The organism is Kribbella pratensis (genome assembly GCF_004366075.1).
Classification (GTDB): domain Bacteria; phylum Actinomycetota; class Actinomycetes; order Propionibacteriales; family Kribbellaceae; genus Kribbella; species Kribbella pratensis.
Map to the genome: position 1 here is coordinate 35551 of NZ_SODU01000006.1, position 15550 is coordinate 51100.

Below are 15550 nucleotides of genomic sequence, written 5' to 3' on the forward strand. Positions count from 1 at the left end.
ATTCGCTTCGCTCATTCACCGTCCGGTCTCCTCTCGGAACAGCGTGGACACCGAGCGCAGCGCGAAGGTGGCGATGGCGATCGTGCCGATCACCACGATCACACCGGCCGCGGACGCCCGGCCGTAGTCGTGCGCGGTGTAGAAGGTCTGGTAGATCGTGTACGGGAGGTTCGCCGTACCGAGGCCGCCGGACGTGATCGTGAAGACCGCGTCGAAGTTCTGGACGACGTAGATCGACCCGAGCAGCGCGGACAGCTCCAGGTACTGGCGCAGGTGCGGCAGTGTCATGTAGCGGAAGATCTCCCACTGGTTCGCGCCGTCGATGCCGGCCGCCTCGATCACGTCCAGCGGACGGCTCTGCAGACCGGCCAGCAGGATCAGCATCATGAACGGCGTCCACTGCCAGACCAGCGCGAAGATGATCGACCACAACGGCTGGTTGCTGATCCAGTCCGGCTGCGGCGCGTTGTCACCGAACAACCACTTCAGCACGCCGTTGAACAGGCCGTACGTCGGGTTGTACAGCGCATGCTTCCACAACAGGGCCGCGGCCACCGGTACGACGAGGAACGGCGTGATCATCATCGTCCGGACCACACCCCGGCCGCGGAACTTGCGGTCCAGCAGCAGGGCGATCAGCAGCCCGAACACCAGGCTGATGAGGACGACGCCCGCGGTCAGCAGGATCGTCACCCAGATCGCGTGCCGGGTGTTCGCGTCGGTGATCACCCGGCGGAAGTTGTCGATCCCGGCGAAGCCGCGCTCGTCGGGGTAGTACGCGTTCCAGTCCATGAAGGACACGACGATCGTGACCACGAACGGCAGCTGGGTCACGATGATCATGAACACCAGCGCGGGCAGCAACGGACCTCGTCGGGCCCAGTCGCCGGTCCTGCGCATCAGCGTGCTTTCGGAACCCGGCGGCGGCGTCGCGTGCCGGCGCCGCGGCGCCTTGGTGTCAGGTTTCGCTTCTACAGACATGACCCGGCCCCTTACTTCGCTTGCCGCGAGCGGTACCGCTCGGCGACGTCGTCGGCGAGCACCTGCCCGCGTTTCAGTGCCTCCTCGACGCTCATCCGTCCCGCGATCGCCGAACTCACGTCCTGACTGACCTGGGTCCCGAGGTCCGGGAACTCCGGGATGTCGATGAACTGGATCCCCGGCGCGGGCCGCGGCTGGGTGCCCGGGTCCTTCGGGTCCGCGTTCTCGATCGCGCTCTTGGTCGGCTCCGCGAACGCCGACGCCTCCTTGACGTACGCCGGGAGCTCGTAGGTCGACGCGCGCTTGCCGGCCGGAACGTTGGACCAGCCAACCTTCTCGCCGACGAGCTTCTCGTAGTCCTTGCCGGACGCCCAGGAGATGAACTTCCAGGCGTTGTCCTTCTTCTTCGAGGCTTCCTGGATGCCCCACGCCCACGCGTACAGCCAGCCGGAACTGTCGGTCTTCACGACCGGCGCGGGCGCGTAGCCCATCTTGCCCTTGACCGGCGAGTTCGGCGCCTCGAGCGAACCGGCCGCCGAGGTGGCGTCGTACCACATCGCGACGTTGCCCTGGATGGTGTTGTTCAGGCACTCGGTGAAGCCCGCCTGCGGCGCGCCCGCCTCACCGTGCGCGCGGACCAGGTCGACGTAGAACTTGGTCGCCTCGGTGAACTCCGGCGAGTCGACCTTTGCCTGCCAGTCCTGGGTGAACCAGGTGCCGCCGAAGGTGTTCACCACCGTCGTGAGCGGCGCGAACAACTGGCCCCAGCCGGGTTGGCCACGCAGGCAGATACCGCGCATCCCCGGCTGCGCGTTGTCCACCTTGGCCGCGATGTCGGCGACCTCCTGCCAGGTCGGCTTGTCCGGCATCGTCACGCCCTTGGCCGCCAGGATGTCCTTGCGGTACATCAGGAACGACGACTCGCCGTAGAACGGTTCGCCGTAGATCTTGCCGTCGTCCGCGGTCATCGACTGCGTCATCGACTTCAGTACGTCGTCCTGGTCGAACGACGGGTCCTTGTCGATGTAGTCCGACAACGGCGCGATCCACTTGCTCTTGGCATAGATCGGGATCTCGAAGTTGCTCACCGACGCCACGTCGTACTGACCGGCCTGGCTGGAGAACTCCTGGCTGATCTTGTCCCGGACGTCGTTCTCCGGCAGCACGGTGAAGTTCACCTTGATGCCGGTCTGTTTGGTGAAGTTGTCGGCGGTGAGTTTCTGCAGATCGACCATCTGCGGGTTGTTCACCATCAAGACGTTGATGCTGTCGCTGCCACCACCGCCGCCACCGCCACCACCCCAGCCGGCGCAGCCGCTGACCGCACTCACCAGGACTGCGACTCCGACCGCGCCGATGCGTTTGCGCCTACTGACCACGAGCCACTCCCTTGACCCAACCCCCCGCCGAGTGAAGCGAGGCGGTGCTGTTGGCTTTTGGTTTTGGCGTGCTCATTTGAGCACGGCTCTGCTCACACCATGAGTAGACCGGGAAGGCACTTGACCTGTCAAGGGTCTGTGCAACACTTGGGGACACGTGTGCTCATATGAGCGGGGAGGCGTTGATGGAGACGTTCGGGCCGGCACAGCTGGTGCTCACCGCGTCGATCGCGCGGCGCTACTACGTCGACGGCCGGTCGAAGGTGGAGATCGCGGACGAGTTCCGGCTCAGCCGGTTCAAAGTCGCGCGATTGCTCGACCAGGCACGCAGCAGTGGGCTGGTGCGGATCGAGATCAGCCATCCAGGCGCCATCGATCTCGACCTGTCCGCCCGCCTGCAGGAGGCCCTCGGGCTGCGCCGGGCGATCGTGGTGGACACCCCCGAGATCGACGAGCCCGCCCTTCGGACGCAACTCGGGAAGGCCGCGGCGGATCTGCTGTCGGAGATCGTCACGCCCGAGGACGTGCTCGGGCTGGCGTGGGCGCGGGCGGTGACCGCGATGACCGAGCAACTCACCTCACTCGCGCCGGTTCCGGTCGTCCAGTTGACGGGCGCGCTGACCCGTCCGGACGTCGAGGCGAACTCCGTCGAGCTCGTGCGGCACACCGCGCGCCTGTCGGGCGGACCGGCGTACCTGTTCTATGCGCCGCTCGTCGTGCCGGACGCGGCGACAGCGCGAGCGTTGCGGCAGCAGCCGGAGGTCGCGGAGGCGATCAGCCATTTCGACTCGGTGACGAAGGCCGTCGTCGGCCTCGGGTCGTGGGCGGCGGGACAGTCGACGCTGTACGACGCGATGGACGAGAAGGCCTGTGAACAGCTCCAGAAGCGCGGGGTCGTGGCGGACATCTCGGGCGTTTTCGTGGACGCGGACGGCGCGCCGGTGCAGAGCCGGGTCACAGATCGGGTGATCGCGATCAACGCCGAACAGATGGACCAGATCGACGAGGTGATCGCGATCCCGTACGGGCTCGCGAAGGTCGCGGCGGTGCGGGCCGCCGTACGCAGCGGGCTGGTGAACGCGATCGTTACCCACGCACCCCTGGCGAAGGCCCTCCTGGAGCAGTCAGACTGACCGGCGATGCCTGCTGCTGAGGTCGTGTTGGTCGGAGGTACGGCGAACCGCGGGTTGGTGGTGCGGGTCGGGGATACCGTCCGGCGACCGCTGCGCGCCAGTAGTACGGCGACGCATGCGCTGCTGCAGCACCTGGAAAGCGTCGGATTCAAGGGGGCGCCGGCGTTCCTCGGGGTGGACTCGCAGGGGCGGGAGGTCCTCTCGTACCTGCCCGGAGAGACCGTTACAGCGCCGTACCCCTCCTGGTCCATGACGGACAAGGCGCTCGACAGTGTGGCGGTGCTCCTGCGGTCGTACCACCAGGCGGTTGCGGACTTCCGGCCCGCCGGGCTCGAGTGGGCCGAGCCAGTGCCTGCCGGCTACGTGACCGGGCTGATCAGCCACAACGATCCGAACCTCGACAACGTGGTGTTCCGCGACGGCGTCGCGGTCGCACTCATCGACTTCGACCTGGCCGGACCTGGGTCGGCCCTGTGGGACGTCGCGACCGCCGTTCGACTGTGGGCACCGCTGCGCCCGGACGCGGACATCCATGACGTACGGCGCGGGCAGTCGCTCGCTCGTCTGCGCCGCTTCGCGAACGCGTACGGCCTGACCGACGCGGACCGCCTCCGCCTGGTCGACGCCGCCGCCGACAACCACATCTGGTGCATGGACTACGTCCGCCGAGGCTCCGAAGCCGGCCACCCCTGGTTCCACCAACGCTGGACAACGGGCGAAGCGGAGCTCACCGACCGCACCAACCGCTGGTTCAAACAGTCGGCGGCCGCACTCCGTCAGGCGCTTCTGGATTGAGCTCCCGCTCCGCCTCCTGCCTGCCCTCGTAGTACTTGTCCTGCAACCGCTGGACGAACGGCGGGATGAAGATCGACGCGATGCTCGGAAAGTTGCCCCACCCGTCGTCGCCCAGCGCGTACACCACGAACTCGGCACAGAGCAGGGCGATCACGACGATCCAGCCGCTCCGGCAGATTCGTGGCCCTTCGGCGGACATCAGCCCGCGCCGCGTGACTGCTCCGATGCCGAACATGACCCCGATCAGCAGGAACACGCTTCCCCGCGCGATCAGGTACCACTGGTCGGCTTCGGCGTACGCGGCGTACCCGCGAAAGACGAGCACCGCGGACACAACCGCCAATACCGCCATCACCGCGTAGAACGCAGCCCCCAGCTTCATCTTCGGCATACCTGACTATCGCAGGTGGGGATTGGCTGTTACTGCAGGAAGTGGAAGAGAATGTCCCGGTGCGTTCACGGGTGGTGTTGCTGGCGGGGCCTTCGGGGGCGGGGAAGTCGCGCCTTGCGGAGCAGGTCCGGCTACCCGTCGTACGGCTGGACGACTTCTACCGCGACGGCGACGACGACGCGATGCCCCGATCGCCGCTCGGCATCGTCGATTGGGACGATCCACGCTCCTGGGACGGCGATCGTGCGGTCGCGGCCCTGGAGCAGTTGTGTACGACGGGAACCGCCGATCTCCCGATCTACGACATCGCGGCCGACGGCACCGTCGGTCACCGACCGGTCACCACCGGCGACTCGCCGCTGATCGTTGCTGAAGGCATCTTCGCCGACCAGATCACCGGCGCGCTCCGCGACCGCGACCTGCTGGCGACCGCGATCTGCGTGTACCACCACCGCCTCGTCACGTTCGTCCGGCGGTTCCAGCGCGACCTCCGCGAGCACCGCAAACCCCCGCTGACGCTGCTCCGCCGCGGTCTGCTGCTGCTCCGCGACGACCCGCAGGTGGTCCGCCGTTGCGTCGCCGCGGGCTGCGAACCGCTGCATCCGAAGGCCGCCCGCGCCCGGATCGAGACGCTTCTCACGCAGGCGACGTCTCAGTAGTCCCGACTCGTTCGCCTGAAGTTCACCCAACTCTGTTGGTATCGGGACCATGAGGCGGAATGGGCCGGCCGTTGCCGTCGCGGTGATCGCGGCACTGCTGGGCGTGACCGCCTGCGGGACCGCGGACGGTACGTCGGCCGTCGCTGCCCAGACGCCGGCCACGAAGCATTCCGCGCTGTCCGGGACGACGGACAAGTCCGCGAAGAGCACTCTCGCCGGGCTGGTCGCGCTTCCCCGCGGGTACGTCGCGGATCCGCGCAACGTCACCGGTCCGTTCACTGCGTCGTCGTACCTGAACACCTGGTCCGCCGACCCGGCGCTGGACCGCGCCCTGCTGCTGAACGCGAGCTTCGTCGAGGGGTACCGGGCAACCCGGCTCAGCCCCGACAAGAAGAAGCGCTACACCGTGCAACTGTTCAAGACCGGCTCGGCCGCCAAGGCGAAGGCGCTGCAGAAGGGCCTGTGGAACCAAGACGTCCACGACCACCCCTTCACGATCCCGAACGCGCTCTCCGACGCCCGGGTCGAGTACGACGGCAGCACCGACCAGACGGTCGCCCTCGCCGAGGCCAGCCTCGCAGTGGGCCCGATCGTCGTAGAACTCACGGTCCGCGAGGTCAGTGCCCTAGGCACCCACCTCACGCCCGACACCACCCTCATCACTGCCCTCGCCAAAGAGCAGCACACCCGCCTGACCACAACCTCCAGCTGAGGCCTCAGCCGATGCGGTCGATCACCAGCGGGCCGGGCTCGTAGGAGTCGGCGACGGCGATTGCGTCCGTGAGGGACTCCAGGGCGCGGTCGATGCGGGCCGGGTCGTCGGTGTGGAGGGTCAGCAGCGGCTGCCCTTCCTGGATGCGGTCGCCCGGCTTGGCGTGCATCTCCACGCCTGCCACCGGCGACACCGGGTCCTCCTTGCGCGCCCGGCCCGCGCCGAGGCGCCAGGCTGCGACGCCGACCGCGAGGGCGTCGAGCTTGGCGAGTACGCCGGACGACGGGGCCGGTACGACGTGCTGCTCGGGAGCGACCGGGAGCTCGGCGGACGGGTCGCCGCCCTGGGCGGAGATCATCGTCCGCCAGGCGTCCATCGCCGTACCGTCGCGAAGCTTCTCGGCCGGGTCGACGCCGGTCACCCCGGCCGCGGCGAGCATCTCGTTGGCCAGGGCAACGGTCAGCTCGACGACGTCGGCGGGTCCGCCACCGGCCAGGACCTCGACCGATTCGCGAACCTCCAAGGCGTTTCCGGCGGTCAGCCCGAGCGGGACGGACATGTCGGTGAGCAGCGCGACAGTCTTCACACCCGCATCGGTGCCCAAGGCAACCATGGTCTCGGCGAGCTCGCGGGCATCCGCCAGGTCCTTCATGAACGCGCCGGACCCGACCTTCACGTCCAGCACCAGCGCGCCGGTACCTTCGGCGATCTTCTTGCTCATGATCGAGCTGGCGATCAACGGGATCGCCTCGACCGTCCCGGTCACGTCGCGCAGCGCGTACAGCTTCTTGTCCGCCGGCGCCAGACCGTCACCAGCCGCACAGATCACCGCGCCGACGTCCTCCAACTGCTGCATCAGCTCGTCGTTCGACAGCGACGCCCGCCAGCCCGGGATCGACTCCAGCTTGTCCAGCGTGCCGCCGGTGTGTCCGAGCCCGCGGCCGGACAGCTGCGGTACGGCGACACCGCAGGCGGCCACCAACGGGGCCAGGGGCAACGTGATCTTGTCGCCGACACCGCCCGTCGAATGCTTGTCCGCGGTCGGCCGGGACAGCTTGCCGAAGTCCATCCGCTCGCCGGAGGCGATCATCGCCGCGGTCCAGCGGGCGATCTCGCGCCGGTTCATCCCGTTCAGCAGGATCGCCATCGCCAGCGCGGACATCTGCTCGTCGGCGACGTCGCCCTTGGTGTAGGCGTCGATCACCCAGTCGATCTGCCCGTCGCTCAGCTCGCCCTTGTCGCGCTTGGCCCGGATGACATCCACCGCGTCGAAACTCATCATTCCTCCAGAAACTCGGGCCCGAACGCGTCCGGCAGCAGTTCGCGCAGCGGCCGGACCCCGGTCGCGGTCTCGATCAGCAGCCCCGGGCCGCCGTTCTCGTGCAGCAGTTGCCGGCACCGTCCGCACGGCGTCAGCAGATGCTCGTGCTGATCCACGCAGGTGAACGCGACCAGCCGTCCGCCTCCGGTCCGGTGCAGGTCCGACACCAGCCCGCACTCGGCGCACAACGTCAGTCCGTACGACGCGTTCTCCACGTTGCATCCGGCAACGATCCGCCCGTCGTCGGCGTACGCCGCCGCTCCCACCGGGAAGTGCGAGTACGGCGCGTACGCGCGGTGCATCATCTCGACGGCGACCGCGCGCAACGCCGGCCAGTCGACCTCACTCGGTGACGTAGGGCTCACCGTCCGCCTTCGGTGCTCTGACCCGGCCGACCAGGCCGGCGACTGCGATGATGGTGGCCAGGTACGGCGCCATCAGCAGCAGCTCGCCCGGGATGGGGGTCTGGATGATCTGCAGCTGGGACTGCAGCTGGGTCGCGAAACCGAAGAACAGGGCCGCGACCATCGCGCCGATCGGGTGCCAGCGGCCCATGATCAGCGCGGCCAGCGCGATGAACCCGTTGCCCGCGGTCATCTCCTTGGCGAACGAACCGGCGTACCCGACGGTGAAGAACGCGCCGCCGAGACCGGCGAGGACGCCGGCCGCGAGGACTGCGGAGTACCGGATCCGCTTGACCTTGATGCCGACCGTGTCGGCCGCCTTCGGGTGCTCGCCGACCGCGCGGATCCGCAGGCCCCAGCGGGTCTCGAAGAGCACGAACGTGACGACCGCGACCGCGAGGTAGGTCAGGTAGACAAGGATCGTCTGGTTGAACAGGATCGGCCCGATGAACGGGATGTCGGCCAGGCCCGGGATCTTCACCGCCGACAGCACGTTCGGCGTGTTCAGCTTCTCCGCTTCCGGCTGCATGAACTGGTCGAAGAGGAAGCCGGTGATGCCGGTCGCGAACACCACCAGGACGACACCGAGGACGACCTGGTTGACCAGGTACTTGATCGAGAACACCGCCAGCAGCGCGGCCATCAGCACGCCGCTCGCAGCCGCCGCGATCAGGGCGGCGGTGGCGCTGTTCGTCGTGCTCGACACCAGCGCGGCGGTGAACGCGCCGACCAGGAACTGCCCCTCGATCGCGATGTTGATGACACCGGCCCGCTCGCACAGCACACCGGCCAGCGCGCCGAGGATCAGCGGCGTCGCGAAGTTCAGCGTGCCCTGGAACTGGTTGGCCAGCGGGAACGTCTTGCCCGCGGAGGCCCAGCACAGGAACGCGCCGATGAACGCGACCCCCAGTACGGCGGCCAGCCAGCCGGCGTACCGCTGCGGGACCTGGCGCAGGATGTACGCGACGGCGGCGCCCACGCCGAGGATCCCGAGGACGATGGCGACCGGCTGGGCAGGCAGTCCGAGCAGGTTGTGCTCGAGGTCGCCGGAGACCAACTGGAAGGTCGCCTTGCCGCTCTTGGTGAAGGCCGCCAGCCCGAGGCCGATCAGCGCGAACACCAGCATGACGCCGCCGACGCGCAGCCGGCGGGTGCGGTCGGCCGGGGCCTCGATGACCTGCGGTTTCGCGGGCGCTGCCGGTACGGCGTCCGGCGTTGTCTCGGTCATCCGTTCCAGCCTTTCGCGAGAACCGCGCCCACTCCGCGTTCCTTCGGCAGGAAGCGGAAGATCGAGCGCACCAGTGCCGGGGCCGCGACGAACAGCACGATCACGGCCTGCAGGACAGTGGTCAGGGTCAGCGGCGTCTGCGTGATCAGCTGCATCTGCAGACCGCCCGCGTTCAGGGCGCCGAACAGCAGACCTGCCAGCACGGTGCCGAGCGGCGTACCGCGGCCGAGCAGCGCGACGGTGATCGCGTCGAACCCGACCGAGGCCGCGACCCCGTCGGTCAGCGGCAGGTCGGTGCCGAGCACCTGCTGGGTCCCGGCCAGACCGGCGAGAGCACCGGCCACGACCATCGCGATCACGTACGCGCGGCCGACCGACATACCGGCCGTCCGGGAGGCGTCCGCGTTCGCGCCGACCGCGCGGAGCTCGAAGCCGATCGTCGAGCGGTTCAGCAGCCACCAGACGAAGACCGCGGCGACCAGCGCCACCAGGAAGCCGACGTGCAACCGGGTGTCGCCGAACTTCGGGTACTGCGCGTTGCTGTCGACGATCGGGGAGATCGGGTCGGTCCGCCCTGGCCGCTGGAACGTCGACGTGGTGAGCAGCCAGGCGAGCAGGTAGATCGCGACGTAGTTCAGCATGATCGTCACGATCACCTCGTGCGCGCCGGTCCGGGCCTTCAGCAGGCCGACCACGCCACCCCAGAGCGCGCCGCCGATCAGGCCGGCGACGATCGCCACGATCAGGTGCAGGACGGGCGGCAGGTGCCACGCGAATCCGACGTACGACGCCAGGATCGCGCCGGCGATCAGCTGCCCCTGCGCGCCGATGTTGAACAGCCCGGTGCGGAACGCCAGCGAGACTGCCAGACCGCCGCAGATCAACGGCGTTGCCTGGGTCAACGACTCGCTGATCGGCGTCCAGCCGCCCAGGGCGCCGACGGCGAGCGACTTGTACGCCTCGCCGACCGCGGTCAGGGCCGCGGAGAGGGTGTCCATCGGCGCGGCGCCGAAATACCCGACCGCCTTCTGCACCTGGTCGTCGCCGATGATGATCAGGATCGCCCCGACCAGCAGGGCCAGCACGATCGCGCTCAGCGAGACCAGGCCCTGGACCGCCCACGACGGCAGGCCCGCCCCCCGCTGCGGCTCCTTGGCCGGCGGCGCCGGCACCGGAGCGGCCTCTGTCTCAGTGCTCATCAGATGGTTCCCAAGGTCGTCGGGTTCTCGATCGCCACTTCGTGCGCCTCCGACTTCGAGGCGCCGGCCATCATCAGGCCCAGTTCGTCGCGCGGGGTGTCCGCCGGTACGACGCCGACGACCTTCCCGCGGTACATCACCGCGACCCGGTCCGCCAGCGCGGCGATCTCGTCCAGCTCGGTGGACACGATCAGCACCGCCGTACCTTTGTCGCGCTCCTTCACGATTCGGCTGTGCAGGAACTCGATCGAGCCGACGTCCACACCGCGGGTCGGCTGCGAGGCGACCAGCAGCTTCAGCGGGCGGGACAGCTCGCGGGCCAGCACGACCTTCTGCTGGTTGCCGCCGGACAGCGACGACACCGTCTGGTCGATGCCCTGGGTGCGGATGTCGAACTCCTCCACCCGGGCCTGCGCGTTCTTCTCGATCTCGTCGGTGCGCAGCATCATCCCGTTGCCGAACGGCGCCTCCCGGAACAGGTCCAGGACCAGGTTCTCGGCGACCGAGAACGACCCGACGAAACCGTCGTGCGCGCGGTCCTCCGGGACGTACCCGATGCCGGCGTCGAGACGTTGCCGGGTCGACCTGCCGGTCAGGTCCCGGCCGTCCAGCGAGATGGTCCCGGCCGCGATCGGCGTCAGCCCGAGCAGCGCCTCGGCGAGCTCCGTCTGACCGTTGCCCTGGACACCGGCCACCGCGAGGATCTCACCGGCCCGGACCTCGAGGTCGACGCCGTCGACGGCGGTGAACCCACGCTCGTCGATCACGGTCAGGCCCTCGACCCGCAGTACGGCGTCCTTCGGCTCGGCCGGCTCCTTGTCCACGACCAGGTCGACGGCGCGGCCGACCATCAGCTCGGCGAGCTCCTCCTCGGACGCGGACGGCTCGGCCTGCCCGACCACCTTGCCGCGGCGGATCACGGTGATCTTGTCCGCGATCGCCTTGACCTCTTTGAGCTTGTGGGTGATGAAGACGATCGAGGTGCCGTTCTCCTTGAGCTGGCGCATGACGCCGATCAGCTCGTCGATCTCGGCCGGCGTCAGCACCGCGGTCGGCTCGTCCAGGATCAGCACCCGGGCGTCGTTGGTGAGCGCCTTGATGATCTCCACCCGCTGCTGGACCCCGACCGGGATGTCCTCCACCAGCGCCTCGGGGTCGACCTCGAACCCGTACCGGTCGGACAGCTCGAGGACCAGGGCGTCGGCCTTCTTCCGGTCCAGTACGCCGCCGGCCCGGACGTTCTCCCGGCCGAGCATGATGTTCTCGGCGACCGTGAACACCGGGACCAGCATGAAGTGCTGGTGGACCATGCCGATACCGTGCTTGATCGCGTCGCTCGGCGAGGTGATCTGCACCTTCTCGCCGTCGATCACGATCTCGCCCGAGTCGGGCTGCAGCAACCCGTAGAGCATGTTCATCAAGGTGCTCTTGCCGGCCCCGTTCTCACCGAGCAGGCAGTGGATCTCCCCCGGCTCGATGACCAGGTCGATGTGGTCGTTGGCGACCAGCGAGCCGAAACTCTTGGTCAGGCCGGACAGCTCGAGGTGCATGCGGGCAGCCTCCCCTTCAGACGGCGAGCCAGGAAGGCGACGACCTGTAGGTCTGCCTTCCTGGCTCGCACCGTACTACGCAAGTGAGCAGTGGTTCAGGATGCCTTCGGCTGAACCTTCGACTGCACGGTGATCTTGCCGCTGATGATGTCGGCCTTGATCTGGTCCAGCTCGGACTTCACGTCCGCCGGGACCTTGCTGTCGAACTCGTGGAACGGAGCCAGCGACGTACCGCCGTTCTCCAGCGTTCCGGTGAACTGGCTGTTGTCGAACTTGTTGTCGACGACCGACACGACCGCGTCCTTCACGGCCACGTCCATGCCCTTCTGGACGCTGCTGAGCAGCACCGAGCAGTACTCCGCCGCGCTCACGCAGCCGTCGGTGTCGACCCAGATCGCGTTCACCTTGCCGTTGCTGGCCTTGGCCGCCTGCAGGCCGCCCAGACCCGACGGGCCGGCCACCGGGAAGATCACGTCGGCGCCCTGGGTGATCAGGTTCTGCGCGTTGTTCTGGCCCTTGGCCTTGTCCTCGAAGTCGCCGGTGAACAGCCCCGCCTGCTTGGCGTCGTCCCAGCCCAGGACCTGGACGTTCTTGCCCTTCTTCTCGTTGAAGTAGCGCACGCCCTCGGCGAAGCCGTCCATGAAGATGGTCACGGTCGGGATCTTCAGACCGCCGAAGGTGCCGACCTTGCCGGACTTCGACATCGCCGCGGCCAGGTAGCCAGCCTGGAAGCTGGACTGCGCCGTGTTGAACAGCAGCGGCTTCAGGTTGTCGATCGGTTTGGCCGGGGCCGAGTCGACGATCGCGAACTTGATGCCGGTGTTCGCCGCGGCCGCCTTCTCGGTGGCGTCCTCGAGCTTGAAGCCGACGGCAACGATCACGTTGCACTTGGCGTTCACCATCGCGGTCATGTTGGTCGGGTAGTCGTTGTCCGACTTCGACTCCGCCTTGACCTCGGTCAGGCCCTTGTCCTTCACCGCGTCCTGCAGACCCTTGTACGAGGTCTGGTTGAACGACTTGTCGTCGAAGCCCCCGGAGTCGGAGACCATGCAGGCCTTGAAGTCCTTGTTGGCGCCGCCGCCTGCGTCGCTATCGGTCGGCTTGCTGCCACACGCGGCGACGGCGAGCGTCAGCACGCCCACGATCGCCGTTCCCCGCACGTACTTCTTCACCGGAAGTCTCCTTCTTCGACCAGATACGTTGACACGCCGCACGCCTTCCCCCACGTGCCGCATCCGCAGACTATAGGGCGCGGTCAGTGTTTCTTTGAACGTCAAGCAGGCCTCGATACCGGAAAGTGACCGGCATCCGCGTCACATTTCGACAACTTCTCCGGTGCGGTGACCGCCCGCGCTTCCCACGTCACAGCGTGCACGCTCCGTGGCCGCGCTCACCGAGCGTGGCGATCACGGCCGGTGAACGCGGCGGGACCTCGAAGTGGCCCGGCGTACCGCTGGTGTCACAATCTCCGGGTGAGTCATCAGTTACTGGTCGCGGACGTGCTGGCGCGAGTCGAGGCCGTCCGTGAGGACATGGTCGACGTACGGCGCGAGTTGCACGCGCACCCCGAGCTCGGGTGGCACGAGGTGCGGACGACCGAGCTGCTCGAGAAGCGGCTCGTCGAGGCCGGGCTGTCGCCGCGGGTGCTGCCCACCGGAACCGGGCTGATCTGCGACATCGGGTCCGGCGACACGTGCGTCGCGCTGCGGGCCGACATCGACGCGCTGCCCGTGCCGGACGGCGTGGAGGCGCCGTGGCGGTCGACCCTCGACGGGGTGGCTCACGCGTGCGGTCACGACGTACACACGGCCGCGCTGCTCGGCGCGGCGCTTGTGCTGGCCGGCATGGCACGCGACGGGCAGCTGGACCGGCGGGTCCGGGTGATCTTCCAGCCGGCCGAGGAGGTGATGCCGGGCGGTGCGCTCGGGGTGATCGCAGCGGGCGGGCTGGACGGCGTACGGCGTATTTATGGTGTGCACTGCGATCCGCGACTGCAGGTCGGGCAGGTCGGACTGCGGGTGGGCGCGCTGACGGCGGCCGCGGACCGGATCCTGGCGCGGCTGACCGGTCCGGGTGGTCACACCTCGCGGCCCCACCTGACCGCCGATCTCGTGTACGCGCTCGCAACGCTGGTCTCCGAGCTCCCGGCCGCTCTCTCCCGCCGGGTCGACCCCCGCGCGGGCATGTCCCTCGTCTGGGGCCGCATCACCGCCGGCTCGGCGGCCAACGCGATCCCGTCCCGCGGCGAGGCCGAAGGCACCCTCCGCTGCCTCGACGCCAACGCATGGCGCCTCGCGGAGGAGCTCATCCCGTCGCTGGCCGCGCAGATCGTCCGCCCGTACGGCGTGTCGGTCGACACGGAGGTCACGCACGGCGTGCCACCCGTCGTGAACGACCCGACCGCGATCGGCATCCTGCAGAACGCCGTACAGCAGACCCTCGGCTCCAGCGCCGTCGCCCAAACCGACCAGAGCCTCGGCGGCGAAGACTTCGCCTGGTACCTCGAAGACATCCCCGGCGCCATGGCCCGCCTAGGCGTCCGCCCACCCACCCAAGAAACCGCCGCCGACCTCCACACCCCCGGCTTCGACCCCTCCGAAGAAGCCATCACCGTAGGCACCACCCTCCTGACCACCACCGCCCTCCTCGACTAAAACCGGACACCGCTCCGCGGCGACAGCCTTCTCCCGCCTTGGCGTCCGCGCAGCACGTGATGCCACCTGACCTTCCGGCGCCATGACACCTGGTGACGCGGAAAGAGGGCACCGCTTCGCGGCGGCTGTCCTTTACCGCCTTCGGCGGGTGCGCATCATGCCCAGCAGAGGGATGTCCTGGCGAATGCGCACCACCGACGCCCGCTGACGACCAGGTATGGAACGAGGATCGCCGTGGGCACCACTCTCCTCACCACCACCGCCCTCGACTGATTTATCCACAGGGACGGAGACCTGCGGTTGCATGCACCGCAGCCGCCCAGCCAAGCTGAGGTCGCCGCAATGGATAGCGGAGCGCGGTAGGACTCGAGAAGGATGATGGTATGACTGACAAGGACAAGCTCTCGGTGACTGTCGACCCGGACGTCGCAGCAGCCGCACGAGCAGCCGTGTCCTCCGGGCGGTCCGGCAGCGTCAGCGCCTGGGTCAACGAAGCACTGCACCGGCAGATGGATCATGAACGCCGGCTCCAGGCGATGGATCGATTCCTGGCGGCCTACGAAGCCGAGCACGGCGTCATTGCCGACGAGGAGATGGCGGAGGCCGTGCGCTCTGCCCGGGCCGATGCAATTGTTGTCCGCGGCAAGCGTTCCCACGGCGCCGCATGACTCTGGTCTTGGATGCGGGCGCCTTCGTGGCAGCCGAGCGCGGCGACCGTCGGATGATCGCGCTCATGAAGGCAGAACGGCTGGCCGGGAGGACACCGGTCACTCATGGCGGAGTTGTCGGGCAGGTTTGGTGCGAAGGCGCCGGTCGTCAGGCACCGATCGCCCGGCTACTCGACGCCGTCGATGTCGCGCCGTTGGACGACGAGCTCGGGCGGCGGGCCGGGGCATTGCTGAGGCTCACAGGGGGACGCGACGTCATCGACGCGTCCGTCGTCCTGCTGGCGTGCGACGGCGATACGATCCTTACCTCCGATCCGGTCGACCTCACGGCGCTGGCAGCCGAGGCTGGAACTCATCTGGACTTGCTGGCCGTCTGATCAGAAGGTGTCACCCGGCCTGCTCCGCGTGCCCTGCCCCACCGCACTCGGCGCCGGCACACCCGCCCGACAGCACCTCACGCGCATGCCGCCGGAGGC

16 protein-coding genes are annotated in these 15550 nt (G+C 68.4%); 7 read left to right on the plus strand and 9 right to left on the minus strand.

The window, feature by feature from the left end; all coding sequences use genetic code 11:
- Nucleotides 1-15 precede the first annotated feature (15 nt).
- Nucleotides 16-981 carry a carbohydrate ABC transporter permease gene (locus EV137_RS39665; RefSeq protein ID WP_134003997.1) on the minus strand — a complete coding sequence of 322 codons (966 nt, stop codon included), beginning with the start codon at nt 979-981 and terminating at the stop codon, nt 16-18.
- A gap of 11 nt (nt 982-992) precedes the next feature.
- A complete protein-coding gene (locus EV137_RS39670; RefSeq protein WP_134133313.1) occupies nt 993-2360 on the minus strand; it encodes an ABC transporter substrate-binding protein in 1368 nt (455 codons plus the stop codon).
- A gap of 185 nt (nt 2361-2545) precedes the next feature.
- Here EV137_RS39670 and EV137_RS39675 point away from each other — a divergent pair, with 185 nt between their 5' ends.
- On the plus strand, nt 2546-3493 hold the full coding sequence (locus tag EV137_RS39675) for a sugar-binding transcriptional regulator (protein ID WP_202871358.1): 948 nt from the start codon (nt 2546-2548) through the stop codon (nt 3491-3493).
- A 6-nt stretch (nt 3494-3499) separates the two neighbouring features.
- Nucleotides 3500-4288: a phosphotransferase gene (locus tag EV137_RS39680; protein ID WP_134133314.1), complete on the plus strand. Its 789-nt coding sequence runs from the start codon at nt 3500-3502 to the stop codon at nt 4286-4288.
- Here the strand turns inward: EV137_RS39680 and EV137_RS39685 are convergent.
- Nucleotides 4245-4679: a hypothetical protein gene (locus EV137_RS39685; RefSeq protein ID WP_134133316.1), complete on the minus strand. Its 435-nt coding sequence runs from the start codon at nt 4677-4679 to the stop codon at nt 4245-4247. The two genes, EV137_RS39680 and EV137_RS39685, sit on opposite strands and share 44 nt — an antisense overlap.
- Nucleotides 4680-4738: 59 nt before the next feature.
- Here EV137_RS39685 and EV137_RS39690 point away from each other — a divergent pair, with 59 nt between their 5' ends.
- Together EV137_RS39690 and EV137_RS39695 are read left to right on the plus strand one after the other, a co-directional pair.
- Nucleotides 4739-5338, plus strand: a complete 600-nt coding sequence (locus tag EV137_RS39690) for an ATP-binding protein (protein WP_134133317.1) — start codon at nt 4739-4741, stop codon at nt 5336-5338.
- Between the two features lie 49 nt (nt 5339-5387).
- Nucleotides 5388-6050 (plus strand): hypothetical protein, encoded by a 663-nt coding sequence (locus tag EV137_RS39695; protein WP_134133319.1) that lies wholly within the window; start codon nt 5388-5390, stop codon nt 6048-6050.
- Nucleotides 6051-6054: 4 nt separating this feature from the next.
- Here the strand turns inward: EV137_RS39695 and EV137_RS39700 are convergent, their stop codons facing one another.
- The 6 genes from EV137_RS39700 to EV137_RS39725 all read right to left on the minus strand — a co-directional run bounded on the left by EV137_RS39700 (nt 6055) and on the right by EV137_RS39725 (nt 12924).
- On the minus strand, nt 6055-7332 hold the full coding sequence (locus EV137_RS39700; protein ID WP_202871359.1) for a thymidine phosphorylase: 1278 nt from the start codon (nt 7330-7332) through the stop codon (nt 6055-6057).
- The gene (locus EV137_RS39705; protein ID WP_134133322.1) at nt 7329-7736 is read right to left on the minus strand and encodes a cytidine deaminase; all 408 of its coding nucleotides are present in this window, start codon (nt 7734-7736) and stop codon (nt 7329-7331) included. The genes EV137_RS39700 and EV137_RS39705 overlap by 4 nt, the downstream gene beginning before the upstream one ends.
- Nucleotides 7714-9003: an ABC transporter permease gene (locus EV137_RS39710; RefSeq protein ID WP_134003981.1), complete on the minus strand. Its 1290-nt coding sequence runs from the start codon at nt 9001-9003 to the stop codon at nt 7714-7716. Before EV137_RS39710 ends, EV137_RS39705 begins: the two co-directional genes overlap by 23 nt.
- Entirely contained in the window at nt 9000-10202 is a 1203-nt protein-coding gene (locus EV137_RS39715; protein ID WP_134133323.1) for an ABC transporter permease, read from the minus strand. Before EV137_RS39715 ends, EV137_RS39710 begins: the two co-directional genes overlap by 4 nt.
- On the minus strand, nt 10202-11752 hold the full coding sequence (locus tag EV137_RS39720; RefSeq protein ID WP_134133324.1) for an ABC transporter ATP-binding protein: 1551 nt from the start codon (nt 11750-11752) through the stop codon (nt 10202-10204). Before EV137_RS39720 ends, EV137_RS39715 begins: the two co-directional genes overlap by 1 nt.
- Nucleotides 11753-11847: 95 nt before the next feature.
- Nucleotides 11848-12924: a BMP family lipoprotein gene (locus EV137_RS39725; RefSeq protein WP_134003975.1), complete on the minus strand. Its 1077-nt coding sequence runs from the start codon at nt 12922-12924 to the stop codon at nt 11848-11850.
- Between the two features lie 300 nt (nt 12925-13224).
- Here EV137_RS39725 and EV137_RS39730 point away from each other — a divergent pair, with 300 nt between their 5' ends.
- From EV137_RS39730 to EV137_RS39740, 3 genes are all read left to right on the plus strand, one after another.
- Nucleotides 13225-14406, plus strand: a complete 1182-nt coding sequence (locus tag EV137_RS39730) for an amidohydrolase (protein WP_238175870.1) — start codon at nt 13225-13227, stop codon at nt 14404-14406.
- A 383-nt stretch (nt 14407-14789) separates the two neighbouring features.
- The gene (locus EV137_RS39735; protein ID WP_134133325.1) at nt 14790-15074 is read left to right on the plus strand and encodes a hypothetical protein; all 285 of its coding nucleotides are present in this window, start codon (nt 14790-14792) and stop codon (nt 15072-15074) included.
- Entirely contained in the window at nt 15071-15451 is a 381-nt protein-coding gene (locus EV137_RS39740) for a hypothetical protein (RefSeq protein WP_134133327.1), read from the plus strand. Before EV137_RS39735 ends, EV137_RS39740 begins: the two co-directional genes overlap by 4 nt.
- The last annotated feature ends 99 nt before the right edge of the window (nt 15452-15550 follow it).

Bases quoted from the DNA above. Each gene is read 5' to 3' on its own strand.
- EV137_RS39665 (WP_134003997.1), bottom strand. From the start codon at position 981: ATGTCTGTAGAAGCGAAACCTGACACCAAGGCGCCGCGGCGCCGGCAC.
- EV137_RS39675 (WP_202871358.1), top strand. From the start codon at position 2,546: ATGGAGACGTTCGGGCCGGCACAGCTGGTGCTCACCGCGTCGATCGCG.
- EV137_RS39680 (WP_134133314.1), top strand. From the start codon at position 3,500: ATGCCTGCTGCTGAGGTCGTGTTGGTCGGAGGTACGGCGAACCGCGGG.
- EV137_RS39685 (WP_134133316.1), bottom strand. From the start codon at position 4,679: ATGCCGAAGATGAAGCTGGGGGCTGCGTTCTACGCGGTGATGGCGGTA.
- EV137_RS39695 (WP_134133319.1), top strand. From the start codon at position 5,388: ATGAGGCGGAATGGGCCGGCCGTTGCCGTCGCGGTGATCGCGGCACTG.
- EV137_RS39700 (WP_202871359.1), bottom strand. From the start codon at position 7,332: ATGATGAGTTTCGACGCGGTGGATGTCATCCGGGCCAAGCGCGACAAG.
- EV137_RS39710 (WP_134003981.1), bottom strand. From the start codon at position 9,003: ATGACCGAGACAACGCCGGACGCCGTACCGGCAGCGCCCGCGAAACCG.
- EV137_RS39715 (WP_134133323.1), bottom strand. From the start codon at position 10,202: ATGAGCACTGAGACAGAGGCCGCTCCGGTGCCGGCGCCGCCGGCCAAG.
- EV137_RS39720 (WP_134133324.1), bottom strand. From the start codon at position 11,752: ATGCACCTCGAGCTGTCCGGCCTGACCAAGAGTTTCGGCTCGCTGGTC.
- EV137_RS39735 (WP_134133325.1), top strand. From the start codon at position 14,790: ATGACTGACAAGGACAAGCTCTCGGTGACTGTCGACCCGGACGTCGCA.
- EV137_RS39740 (WP_134133327.1), top strand. From the start codon at position 15,071: ATGACTCTGGTCTTGGATGCGGGCGCCTTCGTGGCAGCCGAGCGCGGC.